The sequence below is a fragment of the Olleya sp. KKT75 genome, assembly GCF_055635485.1.
Map to the genome: position 1 here is coordinate 1,637,306 of NZ_CM145759.1, position 22,779 is coordinate 1,660,084.

General features: G+C 34.5%; 19 protein-coding genes and 1 tRNA gene. 15 read left to right on the plus strand and 5 right to left on the minus strand.

The window, feature by feature from the left end; all coding sequences use genetic code 11:
• The first annotated feature begins 208 nt into the window (after positions 1-208).
• From ACZ2G2_RS07270 to ACZ2G2_RS07285, 4 genes are all read left to right on the plus strand, one after another.
• Positions 209-1,348: an Mrp/NBP35 family ATP-binding protein gene (locus ACZ2G2_RS07270; protein ID WP_470394778.1), complete on the plus strand. Its 1,140-nt coding sequence runs from the start codon at positions 209-211 to the stop codon at positions 1,346-1,348.
• Complete coding sequence (locus ACZ2G2_RS07275; protein WP_090836593.1) at positions 1,349-1,585, plus strand: NifU family protein; 237 nt, start codon at positions 1,349-1,351, stop codon at positions 1,583-1,585. It abuts the gene before it with no gap.
• 240 nt (positions 1,586-1,825) lie between these two features.
• The gene (locus tag ACZ2G2_RS07280; RefSeq protein ID WP_470394780.1) at positions 1,826-2,878 is read left to right on the plus strand and encodes an NAD(P)/FAD-dependent oxidoreductase; all 1,053 of its coding nucleotides are present in this window, start codon (positions 1,826-1,828) and stop codon (positions 2,876-2,878) included.
• A 623-nt stretch (positions 2,879-3,501) separates the two neighbouring features.
• Complete coding sequence (locus ACZ2G2_RS07285; RefSeq protein WP_090836587.1) at positions 3,502-3,834, plus strand: 2Fe-2S iron-sulfur cluster-binding family protein; 333 nt, start codon at positions 3,502-3,504, stop codon at positions 3,832-3,834.
• Between the two features lie 551 nt (positions 3,835-4,385).
• On the opposite strand, the gene ACZ2G2_RS07290 is transcribed toward ACZ2G2_RS07285, so the two are convergent.
• The 5 genes from ACZ2G2_RS07290 to ACZ2G2_RS07310 all read right to left on the minus strand — a co-directional run bounded on the left by ACZ2G2_RS07290 (position 4,386) and on the right by ACZ2G2_RS07310 (position 10,170).
• Positions 4,386-5,282: a metallophosphoesterase family protein gene (locus tag ACZ2G2_RS07290; protein ID WP_101202031.1), complete on the minus strand. Its 897-nt coding sequence runs from the start codon at positions 5,280-5,282 to the stop codon at positions 4,386-4,388.
• 71 nt (positions 5,283-5,353) lie between these two features.
• The gene (locus ACZ2G2_RS07295; protein ID WP_090836583.1) at positions 5,354-6,532 is read right to left on the minus strand and encodes an acyl-CoA dehydrogenase family protein; all 1,179 of its coding nucleotides are present in this window, start codon (positions 6,530-6,532) and stop codon (positions 5,354-5,356) included.
• Between the two features lie 325 nt (positions 6,533-6,857).
• Positions 6,858-7,571, minus strand: coding sequence for a tRNA1(Val) (adenine(37)-N6)-methyltransferase (locus ACZ2G2_RS07300; RefSeq protein ID WP_470394782.1), 714 nt, complete (start codon positions 7,569-7,571; stop codon positions 6,858-6,860).
• Positions 7,572-9,067: 1,496 nt separating this feature from the next.
• Positions 9,068-9,598 (minus strand): ribosome maturation factor RimM, encoded by a 531-nt coding sequence (gene rimM / locus ACZ2G2_RS07305; RefSeq protein ID WP_090837364.1) that lies wholly within the window; start codon positions 9,596-9,598, stop codon positions 9,068-9,070.
• 68 nt (positions 9,599-9,666) lie between these two features.
• Positions 9,667-10,170: a 30S ribosomal protein S16 gene (locus tag ACZ2G2_RS07310; protein ID WP_470394784.1), complete on the minus strand. Its 504-nt coding sequence runs from the start codon at positions 10,168-10,170 to the stop codon at positions 9,667-9,669.
• 146 nt (positions 10,171-10,316) lie between these two features.
• On the opposite strand from ACZ2G2_RS07310, the gene ACZ2G2_RS07315 reads away from it, so the two are divergent.
• The 11 genes from ACZ2G2_RS07315 (at position 10,317) to ACZ2G2_RS07365 (ending at position 22,777) form a co-directional block, all read left to right on the plus strand.
• A complete protein-coding gene (locus ACZ2G2_RS07315; RefSeq protein ID WP_470394786.1) occupies positions 10,317-11,009 on the plus strand; it encodes a DUF6252 domain-containing protein in 693 nt (230 codons plus the stop codon).
• 192 nt (positions 11,010-11,201) lie between these two features.
• On the plus strand, positions 11,202-11,651 hold the full coding sequence (locus ACZ2G2_RS07320; protein WP_101202028.1) for a ferritin-like domain-containing protein: 450 nt from the start codon (positions 11,202-11,204) through the stop codon (positions 11,649-11,651).
• A gap of 148 nt (positions 11,652-11,799) precedes the next feature.
• Entirely contained in the window at positions 11,800-16,191 is a 4,392-nt protein-coding gene (gene dnaE, locus ACZ2G2_RS07325) for a DNA polymerase III subunit alpha (RefSeq protein WP_470394787.1), read from the plus strand.
• A gap of 158 nt (positions 16,192-16,349) precedes the next feature.
• Complete coding sequence (gene trxA, locus ACZ2G2_RS07330; protein WP_256935319.1) at positions 16,350-16,706, plus strand: thioredoxin; 357 nt, start codon at positions 16,350-16,352, stop codon at positions 16,704-16,706.
• A 205-nt stretch (positions 16,707-16,911) separates the two neighbouring features.
• Positions 16,912-17,457 carry a ClpP family protease gene (locus ACZ2G2_RS07335; protein WP_090836568.1) on the plus strand — a complete coding sequence of 182 codons (546 nt, stop codon included), beginning with the start codon at positions 16,912-16,914 and terminating at the stop codon, positions 17,455-17,457.
• Positions 17,457-18,386, plus strand: coding sequence for a DUF58 domain-containing protein (locus ACZ2G2_RS07340; protein WP_470394789.1), 930 nt, complete (start codon positions 17,457-17,459; stop codon positions 18,384-18,386). The genes ACZ2G2_RS07335 and ACZ2G2_RS07340 overlap by 1 nt, the downstream gene beginning before the upstream one ends.
• A 76-nt stretch (positions 18,387-18,462) precedes the next feature.
• Positions 18,463-18,536: transfer RNA gene (locus tag ACZ2G2_RS07345), tRNA-Asp, on the plus strand.
• Between the two features lie 419 nt (positions 18,537-18,955).
• Positions 18,956-19,135 carry a hypothetical protein gene (locus ACZ2G2_RS07350; RefSeq protein WP_470394790.1) on the plus strand — a complete coding sequence of 60 codons (180 nt, stop codon included), beginning with the start codon at positions 18,956-18,958 and terminating at the stop codon, positions 19,133-19,135.
• A 149-nt stretch (positions 19,136-19,284) separates the two neighbouring features.
• Positions 19,285-21,264 (plus strand): sensor histidine kinase, encoded by a 1,980-nt coding sequence (locus ACZ2G2_RS07355; RefSeq protein WP_470394791.1) that lies wholly within the window; start codon positions 19,285-19,287, stop codon positions 21,262-21,264.
• Between the two features lie 11 nt (positions 21,265-21,275).
• On the plus strand, positions 21,276-21,953 hold the full coding sequence (locus ACZ2G2_RS07360) for a response regulator (RefSeq protein ID WP_470394793.1): 678 nt from the start codon (positions 21,276-21,278) through the stop codon (positions 21,951-21,953).
• Positions 21,954-22,417: 464 nt separating this feature from the next.
• Entirely contained in the window at positions 22,418-22,777 is a 360-nt protein-coding gene (locus ACZ2G2_RS07365; protein WP_090836560.1) for a BlaI/MecI/CopY family transcriptional regulator, read from the plus strand.
• Positions 22,778-22,779: the final 2 nt, after the last annotated feature.

Below are 22,779 nucleotides of genomic sequence, written 5' to 3' on the forward strand. Positions count from 1 at the left end.
GCAAGCTAGTAATCCCAAACCACCATCATAAATTGTAACTATCACACCATAAAAAACAACAAACCTAGCGCTTCATTCTTCAAGCTTTATGTAGTATCTTTGCACTTTAGAATCATTCTGAATTAGTTATTTATTATCAAGAGTTGGTTTTGAGAATGCGACAACAGTCCAAGTTCTCCTTTCTAATCTCTTTTTTTCTAGCAAAAAAATGAAATTAAACAAGCAAGACATACTTAAAGCCTTAGAAACTATAACCGTTCCTGGAGAAGGACAAAACATGGTAGAAAGCGGAGCAATAACAAACGTTGTCACTTTTGCAGACGAGGTTATTGTAGACATTACAATAAAAAACCCAGCACTTCAAGCACGTAAAAAGACGGAAGTAGAAATTCTACAAGCCATCCATAAAAACGTGTACGAAAAAGCTAAGATTAAAATTAACGTTACGGTAGATGCACCAGAAAAGTCAGCACCTAATGTAATCAAAGGAAAACACATTCCGGGTATCAAAAATATTGTAGCTGTAGCCTCAGGAAAAGGAGGTGTAGGTAAATCTACAGTAACAGCAAACCTTGCGGTAACATTAGCAAAAATGGGCTTTAAAGTTGGTGTTTTAGATGCTGATATTTACGGGCCATCAATGCCAATTATGTTTGATGTGGCGTCAGAGCGTCCATTATCAACAACAGTAGACGGTAAATCAAAAATGAAACCTGTAGAAAACTACGGGGTTAAAATATTATCTATCGGGTTTTTTACAAAACCAGATCAAGCAGTCGTTTGGAGAGGGCCAATGGCAGCCAAAGCATTAAATCAAATGATTTTTGATGCTGCTTGGGGCGAGTTAGATTTTCTATTATTGGACTTACCTCCAGGAACCGGAGACATCCATTTAAGTATCATGCAATCACTACCAATCACCGGAGCAGTAATTGTAAGTACACCACAAACAGTAGCTTTGGCAGATGCTAAAAAAGGAGTTGCAATGTTCCAACAAGACAGTATTAACGTACCCGTTTTAGGAATTATAGAAAACATGGCTTACTTTACACCAGAAGAATTGCCAGATAACAAATATTATATCTTTGGTAAAGAAGGTGCAAAACACTTAGCAGAAGACTTACAAGTACCATTGTTAGGAGAGCTGCCTTTAGTACAAAGTATTCGTGAGGCAGGAGATGTTGGTCGTCCAGCAGCAATGCAAACCGGAACACCATTAGAAAAAGCGTTCGAAAAAATTACGCAAAATGTAGTGCAGCAAGTTGTGGACAGAAACGATAATTTACCAGCTACCGAAGCTATCAAAATAACCACTATGGCAGGATGTTCTGCAGTTAATAAAAAATAAATGACAACAGAAGAGCTAAGACTAAACGTAGAAAAAGCACTAGAAGAAATTCGTCCTTTTTTGCAAAACGATGGCGGTGATATCACCCTATTGTCAATAGAAAATAACGAAGTAAAAGTGCAGTTAGAAGGCGCGTGTACCTCATGTAGTGTCAACCAAATGACCTTAAAGTCAGGCGTAGAAATGACCATCAAAAAGTACGCACCACAGATAGAGCGTGTCATTAACGTAGGGTAAAAAATAGTTTGGACGTTACCACAAGGATCGGCTGCTTACTAATCGTACTCTGCGAGGTGCTCAACCAGTAAACTTGTACTCAACGTAGTCGAAGTATTCCACCCCTAAGGCAGGAGTAAAAGCTAACAAAAGTCATAAAATTAGACAAACGCTTAGTTTACCTTTGTTAGCGCAAAGCAGTAAGCCATGTTTAAAAAGTCAATAGCCAAAAGCTAAAGACCATTAAGAAAAAGTTACAGAATGATTAAAACAGACATACTAATAATAGGCGCAGGACCAACAGGTCTTTTCGCAGTGTTTGAAGCAGGATTATTAAAACTTAAATGTCATTTAATAGACGCATTACCACAACAAGGTGGGCAATGTTCAGAGTTATATCCAAAAAAACCTATTTATGATATTCCTGCTTATCCAGAAATTTTAGCGGGAGATTTAACGCATAAATTAATGGAGCAATGCAAGCAATTTGAACCAGGTTTTACTCTTGGAGAGCGTGCAGAAACAATAGAAAAACAAGAGGACGGATCATTTATAGTGACTACAAATAAAGGCGCACAACATCAAGCGCCCGTAGTTGCAATTGCAGGTGGATTAGGTAGTTTTGAGCCTCGTAAACCTAAAATTGATAACCTTTCGGATTATGAAGATTATGGTGTCGAGTATATTATAAAAGAACCAGAATTTTACCGCGACAAAAAAGTAGTTATCGCAGGTGGAGGAGATTCGGCATTAGACTGGAGTATTTTCCTAAGCGATATCGCATCAGAAGTTACTTTAATACACAGACGTAATGAGTTTAGAGGTCATTTAGATTCTGTAGAAAAAGTACAAGAACTTAAAAACGCTGGTAAAATTAATCTAATCACACCCGCTGAGGTTGTTGGAGTAGAAGGTAACGGAAAAGTAGAAGCTATTGTTGTAAAGCAAGGCGACGAGACGTTTACAAAACCATGTGATCATTTTGTGCCTCTATTTGGTTTATCGCCAAAATTAGGGCCAATTGCAAACTGGGGATTAGAGATAGAAAAAAATGCCATTAAAGTTAATAATGCTTTAGACTATCAAACTAATATACCAGGGATTTACGCTATTGGAGATGTAAACACTTATCCAGGAAAATTAAAATTAATCCTTTGTGGATTCCATGAGGCGACATTAATGTGTCAATCAGCATATCAAATCATTAATCCAGGAAAACGTTACGTATTAAAGTATACAACAGTAAGTGGTGTGGATGGATTTGACGGAACACGTAAAGAAGCACCAAAAGCAGTTGTAAAAGCAATTGATTAAAGTAATGCTAAGATTTTTAAAATCTAAAATATAAAGACTTGGACCTCATAGATTTTAAAATCAGTGAGGTCTTTTTTTATATCAAAAAAGGCATTAAATTTGATATGCAGTAGGTAATATAGTGTAGCAACAATCAAATGTCACCCTGAGCGCAGTCGAAGGGTCATTAGCAGTAAAACATAACAATAGCAAAGTAACATCAAACACAATAACACCCATTACGTCATCCTGAACTAGTTTCAGGATCACACAAGCAAAGCAAAAAAAGCAAAGTCACCCACAAAGTGAACAATAAAACACAATAGCAACATCAAGTGTCACCCTGAGCGCAGTCGAAGGGTCGTTAGTAGTAAAACATAACAACAAAGTAACATCAAACACAATAACACCCACTACGTCATCCTGAACTAGTTTCAGGATCACACAAGCAAAGTAAAAAAAGCAAAGTCGCCCACAAAGTGATAATAAAATATAATAGCAACATCAAGTGTCACCCTGAGCGCAGTCGAAGGGTCATTAGCAATAAAAAACAAGTTGAGTAACATTACCCCAAAAAGGTAGGACAGCCAAACAACAAACTAAATAAAAGTAAAGCAAACCCAGTCTGCGTAAATAGCAAAAAAATGGAACAAGATATAAATATCAAAATAACAGACAGAGACGGTGTAACACACCAAATAGTAGCACCAACAGATATGGCTATGAATTTAATGGAAGTCGTACGTAGTTACGAGCTTGCTCCAGAAGGGACTATCGGCATCTGTGGTGGTATGGCTATGTGTGCCTCTTGCCAATGTTATGTGTTAAGTGATACGCCATTACCAGAAATGCAAGACGATGAAGAAGCTATGCTTAGCGAAGCGTTTGATGTAAAAGACAATTCAAGATTAGGATGTCAAATCCAAATGACACCAGAAATGGAAGGTTTGGAAGTGGAATTGGCGCCAGAATCATAATTGAAATGTCATTGCGAATACAGTGAAGCAATCTGTTTCTTATGCAAAGCAACCCGTCATTGCGAACGCAGTGAAGCAATCTGTTTTCTGGCAAACTTTCAATATTATAAAAAACTGCTTCGCGTTTAAGGCAAACCCTCCGCTTTTGGTTACACCAAAACCACCTTCCTTTAACTAAAGTGAGGAATTTTTGCGAGATGGGATATCGTTTTATTTAAGAGTATTTGTTTCTATTTCTGTTTGTAATGCAAAGCAACCCGTCATTGCGAACGCAGTGAAGCAATCTGTTTTCTGGCAAACTTTCAATACTATAAAAAACTGCTTCGCGTTTAAGGTAAACCCTCCGCTTTTGGTTACACCAAAACCACCTCCCTTTAACTAAAGTGAGGAATTTTTGCGATATGAGGTATCGTTTTATTCAAGGGTATTTGTTTCTATTTCTTATTCAAAGTAACCCGTCATTGCGAACGCAGTGAAGCAATCTGTTTATTGTTAGTTATAATCTAGAAGATTACCAAGCCCTTAGTTCTAGTAATGCTAGTTGTTTTTTACTAACCCTTATAATCCACCAAACGTCTCGGACCTTCCAAAAGCACACGTACAATTTGCAATGTTCCGTCTTCTTTGGTTGCAATTTGCCATTTGATTAAAGAGATAGCGCCATTTTCAATTTCAATACCAGTAATACTTCTTGGGTGGACACAGCTACCATCATTAAAAAAGGCAACATCACCAGGCTCAGGAAAACGGGGTCTGTGGGTATGACCAACAATAGTAATTAGGTTATTATTGGCAGTAATCCAGTTTTTGGTACGACGTTCCACTTTAATAAGTTCGGTGTAATTTTTAGCAGGACTTGTCGGATCGGCAATACCCATAACATTTAAGGGCTTCCAAAGGACACGCACCATAAATCGGCTCCATTTCCAAAAGGTGTAATTCCACCAATCGGCTTGATGCCCATGCGTTAAAAATACCTCTTGATTGGTGTCTTTATGTTTTAAAACAATCGCTTCGTTATAAGTCAAATCTTTAAACAGCTCGACATCCTTGCCTACTTTAGGGTCAAAAAAGGTAGATAGATTTTTCTTGACATACTCTGGGTTTCGGTACACCATATCATGATTACCCCAAATCATATGCAGACGCTTTTTTTTATGAAACTGTTTCATAAGCATATACACGTTTTTATGGGCATTTAATATGGCATTAAATGAGATATTTTCCCAAAGCTCATCACCATCACCTAGTTCGGCATAATCAAAATCCTTAACATAGTAATGTTTTAAGGCGTGGTAATAGATGTTTCTATTATTAGAAAAATCGTCCGCAAAACTATTATCACCACGATGGCAATCGCTAAATAATATAAACTTAGACGTATCGTCAAACGCAATCACTTTAGCTTGTTTGTAAGCGCGATCTAATTTCTTTTTTCCTGAAAACATATAAGTAAAAATAATATAAAAAAAATGCACATCAAATAGATGTGCATTTTAATAATATCTAATTATAAAAACTATTTAAAAGCATTTAATCCTGTAACATCTAATCCTGTAATTAGTAAGTGGATGTCATGTGTACCTTCGTAAGTAACAACACTTTCAAGATTCATCATGTGTCTCATAATACTGTATTCGCCACTAATTCCCATTCCACCTAGCATTTGTCTAGCATCTCTGGCAATAGTTAATGCCATATCTACATTATTACGTTTCGCCATAGAAATTTGCGCTGAGGTTGCTGTACCGTTTTCACGCATAACACCAAGTCTCCAAGCTAATAACTGCGCTTTAGTAATTTCGGTAATCATTTCAGCTAGTTTCTTTTGTTGTAATTGAAACTGTCCAATTGGCTTACCAAATTGCATACGTTCTTTACTGTATCTTAAAGCAGTATCGTAGCAATCCATTGCAGCGCCTATTGCACCCCAAGCAATACCAAAACGTGCCGAATCTAAGCAGCCTAATGGTGCGCCTAATCCAGATTTGTTAGGTAATAAGTTTTCTTTAGGTACTTTAACATTATCAAAAATAAGCTCGCCTGTAGCAGATGCACGAAGTGACCATTTGTTATGTGTTTCTGGTGTTGTAAACCCTTCCATGCCACGCTCTACAATTAAACCGTGAATACGACCTTCTTCATTTTTTGCCCAAACGACAGCAATATTACAAAATGGCGAATTCGAGATCCACATTTTTGCACCATTTAAAAGATAATGATCACCCATATCTTTAAAGTTTGTTGTCATTCCGCTTGGATTACTTCCATGGTCAGGCTCAGTCAAACCAAAACTACCAATCCATTCTCCACTAGCTAATTTTGGTAAATATTTTTGACGTTGTGCCTCGTTACCATATTTCCAGATAGGATACATTACTAAAGACGATTGCACAGAAGCTGTACTACGGACACCAGAATCGCCACGTTCTATTTCTTGCATGATTAAACCGTAACCAATTTGGTCTAAACCAGCACCACCATATTCTACAGGAATATAAGGTCCAAAAGCACCAATATCTGCTAATCCTTTTACAATTTGTTTCGGGAATTCTGCTTTTTGAGCATATTCTTCTATAATTGGAGAGACGTCACGCTTTACCCATTCACGAGCAGCATCACGTACTAATTTATGTTCTTCAGTTAAAAGTTCGTCAAGATTATAGTAATCTGGAGCTTCAAATAAATCTGGTTTCATTTTAGTCTGTGTTAGAAATAAACTGTTAATGTAGCTTATTGTTCCTAACAAAAATAACGAAATCGTTTGCAGAACGCAATATTATATTAAAAATTAAGGCATTTTTTTACGAATCCTTTTATTTACCTGCAAATAATAACATATTTAGCATTTTAGAACAAAATCCAATAGCAACAAAAAACGCACCCACACACGTCATCCTGAACTAGTTTCAGGATCCCATCCTAGTCTAAAAAAAAGTAAAAAACAAACCGCCAAATCCAATAGCAAAACTAATGTCACCCTGAGCGCAGTCGAAGGGTCTTTAAGAAACCACCAAACCCAATTACATTTTAAGATAAAAATCCTGAGTCAAATTTATATAATCTTGAGTGTATTGATGTCTTTCAATTTCGATAACTAAAGTCTCTGTTTTTATGTCGCTTTTGCGGAAAGAAAACGCTAGCAAACTCCTTTTGATTTCCGAAGCATCGGACCCTTTAACGCGCATTATTTTATTAGGAAACAAATTAACTTCAGACGCTAATTTGATAAAGTTAGCCTCTTCCTTAAACGGAATGATTACCGTAAAAACCCCATCTTCTGATAACAATTGTGATACGCTTTCTACTAAATGATCAAAGGGAAGGGCGTCTGTAAAACGAGCTAAATCACGTTGGGTGTTGTCTGTTTTATAATCCTCAGAATAAAATGGAGGATTAGAGATAATAAGATCGTATTTGTCTTCAATTTCTTCGGCAAACTCAGCTAAATCTGCATGGTAACAAAACAAACGATCTGCCCACGGTGAGGTTTCAAAATTATCTACACATTGCTCATAAGCTTGTTCGTCAATTTCTAAAGCATCTATCACTTGTGCGTGACTACGTTGTGCTAATATTAAAGATAATACACCGGTTCCGGCACCAATATCTAATACAGAAAAAGGATTGGTGTCTAATGGTGTCCACGCGCCAAGCAATACGCTATCGGTACCAATTTTCATGGCACATTGGTCTTGTTGGACGTTAAATTGTTTAAATTGAAAAGGCTTACTCATATTGTGTTATCCTGAATGTGTTGTAGTATCTTATTCTTTCGCGTTGTGATACTGAAATAAATTCAGCATAACGAGAGTTATTTTGTAAGCTGCAAATCTATTAAATACTTAGGATAACTTAAAACTATGATTTTGTTATTATGTTTCTTTGATTCTAAAAGACTTGCTTATAGTTACGTCACCCTGAACTAGTTTCAGGATCTCATTATTTTTGGATGTGATACTGAAATGAATTCAGCATGACGTGGGTTGTTGTTTTAGTTGTAGGGTAATTATTGCTTCAAAAGCACCAATAAATATAGTTTACTACCACTAGGTCATCCTGAGCTAGTTTCAGGATCTCATTATTTTTGGATGTGATACTGAACTAAATTCAGCATGACGTGGGTTGTTGTTTTAGTTGTAGGGTAATTATTACTTCAAAAGCACCAATAAATATAGTTTACTACCACTAGGTCATCCTGAACTAGTTTCAGGATCTCATTATTTTTGGGTGATACTGAAATGAATTCAGCATGACGTGGGTTATTGTTTTAGTCGTAGGTCCATTATTGCTTCAAAAGCATCAATAAATATAGTTAACTACCACTACGTCATCCTGAACTAGTTTCAGGATCTCATTATTTCTGGATGCGATACTGAAATAAATTCAGCAAGACGAGAGTTCTTGTTTTAGTTGTAGGGTAATTATTACTTCAAAAGCACCAATAAATATAGTTTACTACCACTAGGTCATCCTGAACTAGTTTCAGGATCTCATTATTTTTGGGTGATACTGAACTAAATTCAGCATGACGTGGGTTCTTGTTTTAGTCGTAGGTCCATTATTGCTTCAAAAGCATCAATAAATATAGTTAACTACCACTACGTCATCCTGAACTAGTTTCAGGATCTCATTATTTTTGGATGTGATACTGAACTAAATTCAGCATGACGTGGGTTCTTGTTTTAGTCGTAGGTCAATTATTGTTTCAAAAGCATCAATAAATATAGTTTACTACCACTAGGTCATCCTGAACTAGTTTCAGGATCTCATTATTTTTGGGTGTGATACTGAAATAAATTCAGCATGACGCGAGTTATTGTTTTAGTTGTAGGTTAATTATTGCTTCAAAAGCATTAATAAATATAGTTTACTACCACTACGTCACCCTGAACTAGTTTCAGGATCTCATTATTTCTGGGTGTGATACTGAACTAAATTCAGCATGACGTGGGTTGTTGTTTTAGTAGTAGGTCAATTATTGCTTCAAAAGCATCAATAAATATAGTTTACTACCACTACGTCATCCTGAACTAGTTTCAGGATCTCATTATTTTTGGATGTGATACTGAAATAAATTCAGCATGACGTGGGTTATTGTTTTAGTTGTAGGTCCATTATTGCTTCAAAAGCATCAATAAATATAGTTAACTACCACTACGTCATCCTGAACTAGTTTCAGGATCTCATTATTTTTGGGTGCGATACTGAAATAAATTGAGCATAAAAGAAGTTACTCTTCTAAGTATAAATCTATTAATCCTTCTGGAGTATCAACAAAAATAGTTTTGTTTGGCTTATCTACTTTAGAAATAAACTGATCGTTCATTGGGATTAAAATCTGAATACCATCACGATCAATTTCAAATAAAGATTGAGAAGTCATATCATTAACTCCAGTAATGATACCAACATGACCAAAGGTTTTGTCTTCGATTTTAAATCCAATAATTTCATGGAAGTAAAACTTATCATCTGCAAGTTTTGGTAATACTGTTAGTGGTAAATACGTCGCGCTTTTTATTAACGCATCAGCATCACCTTCTGTATCGACGTCCTCAAACTTAACACGTAGTAATTCTGATTTGTGTAATTGAGAACTCTCAATAAAAAATGGGACTAGTGTACCTCTTAGATCTACAAGAATAGAATCTAAGTTTTCGTATAAGTCGGGCTCGTCGGTATCTAGCTTAATAAGTAGCTCGCCTTTAAAGCTATATTTTTTAACAATTTTACCTAAAAAGAAACAGTCTTTAATATCCATAAGAAAAGTTTTTTGCATAAAAAACTCCGATAAAAATTATCGGAGTTTAAAAGTATAAAAAATAATTTTTATTCTTCTTCTTCGTTAGAAGCTTTTGCTTCTTCAGCAGGAGCCTCTTCTACAACTGGAGCGTTAGCTGCAATTCTAGCTTCATTAGCTGCTTTTTCTGCTTCAAAAGCTTTAGTTTTAGCATCAGCTTCCGCTTTTGATAAACCATCTTTTTTAGCATCTACTTTAGTTGCTTTTTCTTCAAGCCAAGCAGTAAACTTTGCTTCAGCTTGCTCTTCTGTTAAAGCGCCTTTTCTTACTCCTCCTGCTAAATGGTTTTTAAGCATTGCTCCTTTGTAAGACAAAATAGCTTTTGCTGTATCAGTTGGTTGTGCACCATTCTGTAACCATTGTACTGCACCATCAACGTTTAATTCGATAGTTGCAGGGTTTGTGTTTGGATTGTAAGCACCTAATTTCTCTAGGTATTTACCATCTCTTTTCGCTCTAGCATCAGCTGCTACGATCCAGTAATAAGGTTTTCCTTTTTTACCGTGTCTTTGTAATCTAATTTTTACTGGCATATGTAATTAATTTGTGAGGTTCGCGACCTCTATTATTAATAAGTCTGCAAAGATAGTATAATTTTTTAATTTTCAAGTTTTTAAAGGAAATCTACGTTATAAAATAAATTATTATATTTTTGATGTTGTAAATAACTAACTAACGAATGAAAAAAATAATATACCTACTGGTTCTTGTATTAGGTTTGACGTCTTGTACTGATGATTTGGTGTTTAACTCGCCTGCTTTTTTAGGCTATAATAATGGCGAATTATGGGAAGCCAATACCTTTAGGGCTAATGTGGACACATTTGGAGATTTAGTAATTACCGGAATTAGAAACGAAAGTATAATTAATCTTAAAACGGATAATACCGTTGAAGGGGTGTATCAACTTGGTAACACAGTATCTTCTGCAGTGTATCAAAATGATTTTGGTTTGGCATATACAACTAATAATATTCCAAATCCAGAAGTTCAAATTTATCCTTCTGAAGGAGAAATTGTAATTACTGAGTTTAATTTAATTGAAAGAACGGTATCTGGAACTTTTAACTTTAATGGGTTTGATAGTACTGGTTTTATGTCTGAAAATTTTAATAGAGGGTATTTTTATAATATACCAATCTTAAACATTGCAGTAGTAAATCCTATAGATGTTAATGTAGCGTGTCAAAATGCAACAGCGGTAACGTTGACAACAGAGACTAATTTAAACAATGTAGATCCAGCTGGAGTACAGTATACAGATTTTTGTAATGCTTATAAAACAGCACTTCAAGTTAAAAAGGCATCTTGTGGAGATGACGATGGTGCAATACAAGCGCTAATAAATGGATTAGGAGATTGTAGTAATTAAGTACCACTAAATAGATATAAAAAAGCCAGCACATTTGTGTTGGCTTTTTTTTTGTTAAATACTCTTAAGGCTATCATAAACCCTGTTAAAACCCTTGGCGACAGCTGTTGTTTGTTGTATCTTGAATGGGAAGATGAGAAACAATACACATCTATAAAGAAGGTTATTGGAATTTAAAATGATAGAGATAAAATGAATTACAGAGAAAAAATTTCAAAAAAATTAAACGAATTATTAGTTAAAAATTATGATGCTGAAAAAGGGTATCTAAATGCAATTGATAATGTAGAAAGTAGCGAATTAAAATTATTTTTTAAAAGACGTGCGTCAGAACGTAGTCAGTTTGCTAAAGAATTAAGAACAGAAATCTTGCAGTACGGACAAATCCCAGAAGATTCAGGAAGTTTTAAAGGTGCTATGCACAGAAATTGGATGAGTTTAAAAGCCGTATTTTCTTCAAATAACGAAGAGGCTATTATAGAAGAAGCAATCAAAGGGGAAGAGGCTAGCTTGGAAGAATATGATACGTTATTGAAAGAAAATAACCTGCCACCAACTATTGATAACTTAATTGCAAAACACAGACATGCTATTCAAGCCGCCATCAATACAGAAAAAGTACATGAAGAGTTAGTATCCTAAAACGGTGTTTTAGAGACTATAAAAAGCCAGTGTTAACGCGCTGGTTTTTTTTGTTTACAACTGTTTGTGATTTCACTTTAAATAAAAATTAATTCTACGTACTTTTATAGGCTCGTATTTTTGAGCAAAAACTTCTAAGAACTCGCACATGTATTTAATATTTGATACCGAAACCACCGGATTACCTAAACGTTGGGATGCACCAATTACTGACACAGATAATTGGCCTAGATGTATCCAAATTGCTTGGCAATTGCATGACGAGATGGGTAATTGTGTGGAGCATGAGGACTATCTAGTGCAACCCGATGGATTTAATATTCCGTATGATGCGGAGAAGATTCATGGTATTTCTACAGAATTAGCACAACAACAAGGAATCCCTTTATCAGACGTATTAGAAAAGTTTAATATCGCATTGGGTAAAGCCAAATTTGTGGTCGGTCAGAATGTTAAGTTTGACTTGAATATTATGGGTGCCGAGTTTGTGCGTGGAAATGTAGAGAATCCACTACAAGAATTACCGGTTTTAGATACGTGTACGGAGCAAACAGCTGCCTTGTGCCAATTACCGGGTGGACGTTATGGGCGTTTTAAATTACCAACGTTAACTGAGTTACACCAGTTTTTATTTGATAAACCTTTTGGAGAAGCGCACAATGCTACTGCCGATGTAGAGGCAACAACACGTTGTTTTTTAGAATTAATACGTCTAAAAAAATATACTAAAGAACAGTTAGATGTTGCTCCAGAATATTTCGAGCAATTTAATAAAGCAAACCCGCAAACCATACAATTAATAGGATTAAAGCATATTAACCTGAAAAGGGAAAGTGCTAAAATCCAAGAAAAATTACAAAAGCAGGATACTAACGAGATTAGTACGGCGGAGATTAAAGAAAATATCAAGGATCTACAAACTGTAGACTTTGTGCATTTACATAACCACTCTCAGTTTTCTGTATTACAGTCAACAATGAGTGTCGCTGATCTTATTACAGTTGCTGCAGAGCATGGTATGCCGGCAGTAGCATTAACGGATCATGCCAACATGATGGGGGCATTTCACTTTGTAAATGCTGCTAATAAACATAATAAAGCCGCAAAAGCTAAAATAGAAGAAGCAGCAGCTAGCGGAACCACAACAACAGTTAAAGAAATAAAACCAATTATTGGTTGTGAGTTTTTTGTTTGTGAAGATCATACAGACAAAAGCAGAAAAGATAATGGGTATCAAATTGTCTTAATGGCAAAAAACAAAAATGGATACCACAACCTTGCAAAGTTATCATCTCATGCTTACGTTAATGGATTTTATTACATACCAAGGATTGATAAGAAACTTATTGAAGAATATAAAGAAGACCTGATCTGTTTAACGGGTAACTTATATGGAGAGGTACCGAGTAAGATTTTAAATGTTGGAGAAAATCAAGCAGAAGAAGCCTTAATTTGGTGGAAAGAAACCTTTGGTGATGATTTGTATGTGGAGCTGATGCGTCACGGTCAAGAAGATGAAAACCGTGTTAATCCTGTTTTAATAAAATTAGCAAGACAACATAATGTTAAGTTAATAGCTTCTAACAATACCTATTACGCCAAGCAGAGTGATGCTAATGCGCATGATATTTTATTGTGTGTAAAAGATGGTGAAAAACAAGCTACACCAATTGGTCGTGGTAGAGGATACCGTTATGGATTGCCTAACCAAGAATACTACTTTAAGTCTGGAGACCAGATGAAGAGTTTGTTTAAGGATGTGCCGGAAGCCATTTCTAATATTCAAGAAGTGGTGGATAAAATTGAAGGGTATCAATTAGCTAGGGATGTATTATTACCAGCGTTTGATATTCCGGAACAGTTTGCCAGTGAGGAGGATAAAATTGATGGTGGAAAACGCGGGGAGAATGCGCTTTTAAGACACTTAACCTATGTTGGTGCTAAAAAACGATATGGAGAAGAGTTGTCCGATGTTGTTATTGAAAGACTTGATTTTGAGCTAAGCGTTATTGAGAAAACAGGATATCCTGGGTATTTCTTGATTGTAGAGGATTTTATACGCGAAGCCAGAAAAATGGACGTTTCTGTAGGTCCGGGACGTGGATCTGCAGCAGGATCTGTAGTTGCTTACTGTTTGTGGATTACCAATATTGATCCGTTATTGTATAACTTACTTTTTGAGCGTTTCCTGAATCCGGATCGTGTAAGTATGCCCGATATTGATATTGATTTTGATGACGAAGGACGATCTCGTGTTATGGATTACGTTATCGAAAAGTATGGAAGTAGTCAGGTAGCCCAGATTATTACCTACGGTACGATGGCTGCAAAGTCTTCGATTAGAGATACAGCACGTGTATTAGATTTGCCTTTATTTGATGCAGATAGGATTGCTAAACTGATTCCTACAATGTCTAAGCTGGGCAAAATTTTCGGTTTATCCGAAAAAGAGTTAGGACAAAAGTTTAGAGCTGAAGATTTAGAGAAAATTAACGAGCTTTTAAATATTTCGGAAGGAAATGATTTACCTGCCGAAACCGTAAATATTGCACGATCTTTAGAAGGGTCCGTCCGTAACACAGGGATACATGCCTGTGGTGTAATTATTACGCCTGACGATATTACTAAGTTCGTGCCAGTGGCTTTGGCAAAAGATTCAGACTTATATGTCACACAGTTTGATAACTCTGTAGTAGAGGATGCTGGGCTGTTAAAGATGGATTTCTTGGGTCTTAAAACGTTAACGCTTATTAAAGACACCGTAAAATTAGTTAAAGCTAAACATGATATATTATTAGATCCAGATAGTTTTCCTCTGGATGATGAAAAGACTTACGAGCTGTTTCAACGTGGAGAAACGGTTGGTGTATTCCAATATGAATCTCCTGGAATGCAGAAGCATTTAAAAGATCTTAAACCTACCGTTTTTGACGATTTAATTGCCATGAATGCACTGTATAGACCCGGTCCAATGGAATACATACCAAGTTTTGTACGTAGAAAGCATGGTGATGAGGATATTGAGTATGATTTACCAGCAATGGAAGAGTACTTAAAAGAAACTTACGGAATTACAGTATACCAAGAGCAGGTAATGCTACTGTCGCAGTCTTTAGCAGATTTTACAAAGGGTGAAGCCGATGTACTGCGTAAGGCCATGGGTAAGAAGCAAATTGCAGTTTTGGATAAAATGAAACCAAAATTTATTGAGCAAGCCAGTGCTAAGGGGCATGATGCTAAAAAGCTTGAGAAAATTTGGAAAGATTGGGAAGCCTTTGCTAGTTATGCCTTTAACAAATCGCACTCGACATGTTATGCATGGATTGCCTATCAAACGGCGTATCTAAAAGCGCATTATCCAGCCGAATATATGGCTGCGGTACTGTCCAATAATATGAATGACATCAAACAGGTGACGTTTTTTATGGACGAGTGTAAGCGTATGAAGCTACCAGTACTTGGTCCTGATGTTAATGAATCTTATTACAAGTTTTCTGTAAACAAGGACAATGCGGTACGTTTTGGTATGGGTGCCATAAAAGGAGTTGGACATGGTGCTGTAATGACTATTGTTAATAATAGAAAAGAAGATGGGCCTTTTGTGTCCATATTTGATTTAGCAAAACGTATTGATTTGCGTGCGGCTAATAAAAAAGCATTTGAAAACTTGGCACTAGCTGGTGGGTTTGATGAGCTAGGAGATACACATCGTGCGCAATACTTTTTTAAAGATGGTAGCGAATTAACCTTTTTAGAAAAGGCGATAAAATACGGAGCTAAGCATCAAGAAAATGAAAACTCTGCGCAAGTAAGCATGTTTGGTGCAGATAGTGATGTACAGATTGAAGAGCCAGTGATTCCTGAATGTGAAACGTGGGGGACCATGGAAAAATTATCTCGAGAACGTGAGGTGGTTGGGGTTTATATTTCGGGACACCCTTTAGATGACTTTAGAACAGAAATGAAATCGTTTTGTAATGGAACAATTTCAGATTTTAATGACTTAAGTGCACACGTTAATAAAGAAATTACTTTTGGAGGTGTTGTTACAGATGTACAACATCGTGTTAGTAAACAAGGTAAAGGTTGGGCAATGTTTACCATTGAAGATTATACCGATACGTTTGAGTTTAGAGTCTTTGGAGAAGAGTATCTAAAACATCGTCCGTTTTTATTGCAAAACACATTTGTACACGTTAAGGCTTTTGTTAGAGAAGGTTGGGTGAATCGTGATACTGGTAAAAAGAGTGATCCAAGATTACAGTTTAATAGCTTCCAGTTATTACATGATGTCATGGAGAAAAATGTTAGAAAAATATCTATACAGTTAAATATTAAGGAGCTTGAAGCTGAAAAAATTAGATTTTTAAAAGAATTAATTTCGATGCATCCAGGTAATCATGCACTTAACTTTTTAGTATACGATAACCGGGATAAAATTAAATTAACAATGATTAGTCGAAAGCAAAAAATACAAGTGACTAATGAGTTACTGAATGAGTTGCAAGAGCAACAGATTCATTATTTGATTAATCAATAAAAGCAGGTTGTTAGCATCTTCCTTTATTCTGTAAGATGTTTAAAATAGTAAGGCTCTGGCGTTCATTCCCTGTAAAAGGGATAAAGCAAACCAATGCTACAATAGGTAAAACAAATTGTTAGGTTGTAAGCTTTCGCATAATTTTTGACTAATATTGCATATTAACACGTAGTAAAACACAATTAAAACATAATATTATGGCATTAGAAATCACAGATGCAAACTTCGAAGAAACAGTATTAAAAAGCGATAAGCCAGTAGTAGTTGACTTTTGGGCAGCTTGGTGTGGACCTTGTCGTATGGTTGGACCAATCATTGATGAGTTAAGTACTGAATATGAAGGTAAAGCTATTGTAGGTAAAGTAGATGTAGACGCAAATCAAGAATTTGCAGCAAAATATGGTGTACGTAACATCCCAACGGTTTTAGTATTTCAAAATGGTGAAGTAGTAGGACGTCAAGTAGGTGTAGCACCAAAAACAGCTTATTCTGAAGCATTAGACGCTTTATTATAGGTCAATTTTATTAAAGTATTGATAAAAGGTTTGCTGTAATGGCAAACCTTTTTTATTTTTAGATGAAACTAGAAATAATTATTTTAAAAGTACATTTACAAAATGGCTTTTAAAATAATAAGAGTGCCTTTAATATTAAGGCGGTTCTTTATTTTAGAAGTAATTTTGAAAATAGATAATGTTTAAACGAACAAAAAAATAGAAAATGAGTAAAACAATAAAAGTGCAAGATGCTATTGATGCAAAATTGTTAGAAGAACGTAAAGTTTTTCTTTGGGGAATGGTAGATGATAAATCGGCAAAGCATGTTATAGATCGCTTAATGTATTTAGACAGCTTAGAAACTAAGGATATTACACTGTATATTAACAGCCCAGGTGGTTATGTAACTTCTGGATTTGCAATGTATGACTGTATTAAAGGTCTAAAAAGTGATGTATCTACAGTTTGTACTGGTTTAGCTGCGTCTATGGGGTCTATTTTGTTGTCTGTTGGAGCTAAAGGGAAACGTTTTATCCAACCGCATGCAAGAGTAATGATACACCAACCAAGTGGAGGTGCACGTGGACAAGCTAGTGATATTGAGATTACAGCTCAAGAAATTGTAAAAACTAAAGAGTTAAGTGCACATATTTTAGCGGATAACTGTGGACAGACATATGAGAAAGTATTGAAAGATTTTAATCGTGACCATTGGATGGGCGCAGATGAGAGTGTTGCTTACGGTATTGTTGACGGTATAGCAGAATAATGAAATTACAAGACGAACTTAATAAAGCAGGCGGATTTAAAAACCTCGAACACTTAGCTAAGCAAGTGGTTGAGGGTTTTATATCCGGAATGCACAAAAGTCCGTTTCATGGCTTCTCTGCAGAGTTTGCAGAGCATAAAATCTATAATCAAGGCGAAAGTACACGTCATATAGATTGGAAGCTGTTTGCTAAAACAGATAAACTGTATACTAAGCGTTATGATGACGAGACTAATCTGCGTTGTCATATTATCTTAGATAACAGTAGTTCCATGCACTATCCAGAACAGGATAGTTTTTCCATTGATAATTTAAATAAGATTGCTTTTTCAGCTTTAGCGTCTGCATCCTTAATGCATATATTAAAAAAGCAGCGCGATGCAGTAGGATTAAGTATATATAGTGATAAGTATGATTTTTACGCTCCTGAAAAGGGGAGTGAACGTCACCACCAGATGTTGATCCATCAATTGGAGCAGGCGGTCAAATCAAAGCCTGTAAACAAGCAAACAGAAACTTATGCCTATTTACATGAGATTGCAGAAAAAATTCACAGACGCTCTTTAATCTTTGTTTTTACCGATATGTTTCAAACAACCGCAGATGAGGTTAAATTATTTGAAGCATTACGACATTTAAAACATAATAAACATGAGGTTGTTTTGTTTCATGTTTATGATAAAGCTAAAGAAATGAACTTTAATTTTAATAATAAGCCAAAAAGATTTATTGATATTGAAACTGGTGATTTTGTTAACTTATATGCGGATCAGGTCAAGGAAAATTATGAAAAAGCGGTGCTTGATTATTTTGAAGAATTGAAAATGAAGTGTTTACAGTACAAGATTAAGTATGTTGCTGCGGATATAAACCAAGCGTTTGATGCTGTTTTAACCAGCTATATGGTGGAACGAGAAAAGTTTATTTAAAAAAAAATAAAAAAAAGTGTAAAAAAGTTTGGTACATCCATAAAGAAGACTATCTTTGCACTCGCAATAACGCAACGGTCTGGTAGTTCAGCTGGTTAGAATGTCGCCCTGTCACGGCGAAGGTCGCGGGTTCGAATCCCGTCCAGACCGCGAAAAATTGCTAAAAGCTCCGATTTATCGGAGCTTTTTTTGGCAATAAAATTTAGTTGTGTTGTTTTGATGGATGTAGTAGTCCATCAAACTGGTAGAAAGCTAGTTAATAGCTTGAACCGATGGAAAGCTTTCCTTTTTTCTTCTAGAAAATTGGGATGCTTTTTTATTTTATAACGTTTTGTCGATGTTATTTGCTTTACATCGAGTTATTTAGTATATTTCTTTTTCTTAAGTCTATTTTCGTTCAACTTTAAAATTTCCCTCTACTTTTATATTCATTCTAAAGCTAATTAATTAATTTATTGAACATACATTTTTGTAAGTGTGTGATTTATAGTAAGCTAATCTGTTTAGCTTAAATTTTGTTGTATTTACGTTTTTAATAAATCAATAGTTAACTATAAATAATCAATATTATGAAAACCCTAAAAATTACATTAGTAGCATTTTTTTCAATCGGATTATTAACAGGTGTAAGCGCATTAGACACTACAGAGCCAATTAAGGAAAACACTAATAAAGAAGTAAAAACGCCAGATCTTAAACTATTAGTGTTAGTAGATAAAAGGAAAGTTAGAGTACCATCAAATGGTTAATAGCTAGTTCTGGTTAGTTTAAAATTTTAATTGAAAGCTTTTTGTTTTTACGCGTAGCCCAATAAATTAATTGTTTTAACTTTGAGAAGTTAACTATAAGAACTTCTTTGTTTAGATTTATATTCATTTTACTACTATCAACTTACTGTTTGGCTCAAAAGGGTCCGGCGGATTCAAATTTAGATTCTATTTTTAAGCTTAGAAGCTTATCTAAAGATGAAAGTTTAGATATGAACTCTAGGATGGAGTATGCAAAGCAAGCAGTAGTATTGTCCAAGAGCAAAGCAGCGGATTCAACAATACTTTACAGTAATAAAAGCTTATCTAAACTCTATATTCTTCAACAAGATTTTAAGCCTCTTAAATCTATAAATATTGAAAATTTAGAGTTGGCTAAAAAAATTAAGGATTCATTGGCTATTGCCGATGCGTATTATATTTTAGGTTATATAGATAATCTTGAAGCTAAATTAGATAGTGCATACGAGTATTATTATAAGAGTTATAAGATCTATGGTGATTTAAAAAATTATGATAGTGAAGCCGAATTGTTATGCAATATGGCTTTTATCCAACATGCCGAAAGGGATTTTATTGGAGCAGAAATAAATGCTATTAAAGCCAAGTTGATAGTTGAAAAGCTACCAAAAACAGATGGCAACCTTGAAACGCTTTGGTCTATTCATGATTTAATTGCAGCTATCTCTGCTCAATTACAACTTTATGATAAAGCCTTAGAATATAATGATCTGGCGGTTAGTTATGCTAATCTAATCAATAACGAAAATCGTTATTATGATTTATTGTATTCAAATACTAATATAGCGTCTGTTTATAGACGAAAAGGATTATATCCAAAAGCTAAAGAAAAGTATCTTGAAATTCTTCAAGATGAAGGATTGAAAGCGTATGACTTAGCACTATATGCTGTTATTAAGACTAATTTAGCGTATACAACATATTTAATCGATCCGATGGATACTACCATAAATCCTTTATTTATAGAAGCCCTTAATAATGTAACAAAAGCGAATGATGATTTAACTACGATGTCTATAGGTGCTTATTATGCAGAGTATTTACATGCAGTGGGTAAACAGGATTCAGCTAAATACTACAATGATTTGTCATATAAAATGGCAAAAAAGATTAATGCTAATGAGTATATTCTGCAAACACTTATTACAAAAGCAAGTATAAATAAAGACTCCGCTAGATCTTATTTAATGGAACATATAAAGCTTAGCGATAGTTTGGTCTTAGCTGAGCGCTCTATTCGTAATAAGTTTGCTAGGATAGAATTAGAAACTGCAGAAATCGTAGAAGAAAATCAGGAAATGTCAAGACAGCGGTTGTATTTAATCATTACCTCTATTGGTCTTTTGATGGTCTTAGTGTTTCTGTATATATTAATAACACAAAGAGAAAAAAATAAAGAATTGCAATTAGAGCGTCAACAGCAAGAAGCAAATCAAGAAATTTATGGTTTGATGTTATCACAGCAAGACAATATTGACGAGGCTAGAAAATTAGAAAAAAACAGAATATCCAAAGATATACATGACGGAATTTTAGGAAAGCTATTTGGTGTACGATTAAGCTTAGATAGTCTTAATTTAAGTGTCAATACTGAGGCTATTGATAAAAGGGGGCATTATATAAACGAGCTTAAAAAGATAGAAGACGATATTAGAAAAGTATCACATGATTTAAATACTGATTTTATCAAAAAAGCGGGATTTTTAGATATTGTAAAAACCTTAGTTGAGACGCAAATGGGAGCTTATAAAATTGCGTATTCATTTATTGGTGATGATAGTATTAATTGGGATGCTTTAGATAATACGGTAAAAATTCATCTGTATCGTATTTTACAAGAAACTATGCAGAATGCGTATAAACATGCCCAAGCAACTAAAGTTATTATTTCATATAAAAAAGAAGACACTAATTTAGTCTTTAATATAACTGATGATGGCGAAGGGTTTGATCTGTATAAGTCCAAAAAAGGGATAGGTCTTAAAAATATAGAGGATAGAGTGCAAGAAATAAAGGGGAAGCTTTTAATTACAAGTCAAAAGCAAAAAGGCACTGATATTACAATTATTGTCCCGATATTTACTAGTTAATCAACCAATTTATGAAGAGTAGTACTTTAAAAATATTAATGGTAGATGATCATCCAATGATTATTGAAGGTTACCAACATATTTTATTAGCAACAAAAAAAGAAGATCAAATATTAGATATTGATGTGGCAACGGATTGTGATTCTGCGATGTCTGCAATACTAAAGTCAAAAAATATGGGGCAACCCTATGATATGTATTTTTTTGATATTAGTATTCCAGAGTCAAGTGATGGTATATATAAGTCAGGAGAAGATTTAGCAAAGCATGTTAGATTAACACAGCCAGAGGCTAAAGTTGTAATTTTAACTATGTTTAATGAGGTGTATCGCATACATAGTATAATAAAGACCATAAACCCAGACGGATTTTTAATTAAAAGTGATTTAACGTCAAGTGAGCTAGCAAGTGCATTTGAAGTTATTCAGAATAACCCTCCGTTTTATACAGGAACTATAAATAATATTATTAAGCGTAGTATTTTTAATCCTATAGAAGTGGATGAGATAAACCATAAAATGCTTCATTTTTTATCGCTAGGGGTAAGAACAAAAGATTTGGTAGCGCATTTGGGTATCACGTTAAGTGCTATTGAAAAGCGTAAAAAAAACCTAAAAGATTTATTTGTAATAGACGATGGTAAAGACGATTCTCTAATAAAAATAGCTAAAGAAAAGGGGTATATATAGCGTTAAATGTTAAAATTTAGCATTTTTTTGATTTTATAAACGTCTGAAAAGACTTATAAAATATAAGACGTGCGGTTTTTACCACAGTAAGGTTGTGGTTTTTACCACAATAGCTAAATATAAGATTAAGTATATTTGATGTAACTTAATATAAGTTAATATTATTCCCATTTTCAAACTTCCGTTTGAATATAATAGCACTATTTACATTTACACAATGCAAAGCAACATCTCTCGATGTTGCTTTGTGTATTTTAGACCTTTTTGTCTTTCAACTTTCAATAGTATTTGTGTGATTTTTTATTTTAATAATAAACAATACAAGTTTAAATTTCAATGTAAGTTGTTTATGTTATTAAAGCTGTTAAAAACATTTTACATCTAATATTTGTAACTAAATTATTAGTTTAAACTAAATATTTAGTTATATTTGTTTTATTCAACTAATAATTTAGTTACAAAAAATGAAAGCACTTACCAAAGCAGAAGAAGACATAATGCAAGTTTTATGGCAGTTAGAAAAAGCTAACGTCAAGCAAATAATAGAAGAGTTTCCTGAGCCAAAACCTGCTTATAATACAGTCTCTACTATTGTTAGAATTTTAGAGTCTAAGGGCTTTGTAGATTATGAAAAGCAAGGGAAAGGCCATATGTATTTTCCATTATTAAAAAAGCAAGATTACAGTAACCAGTCTATTAATAAGCTTGTGGATAATTATTTTCAGGGTTCGTTTAAAAGTATGGTGTCCTTTTTTGTTAAAAAAAATGACATTAGTTTAAATGAGTTGGAGTCTGTTTTGAATGAAATCAATAAAAAAGAATAGTT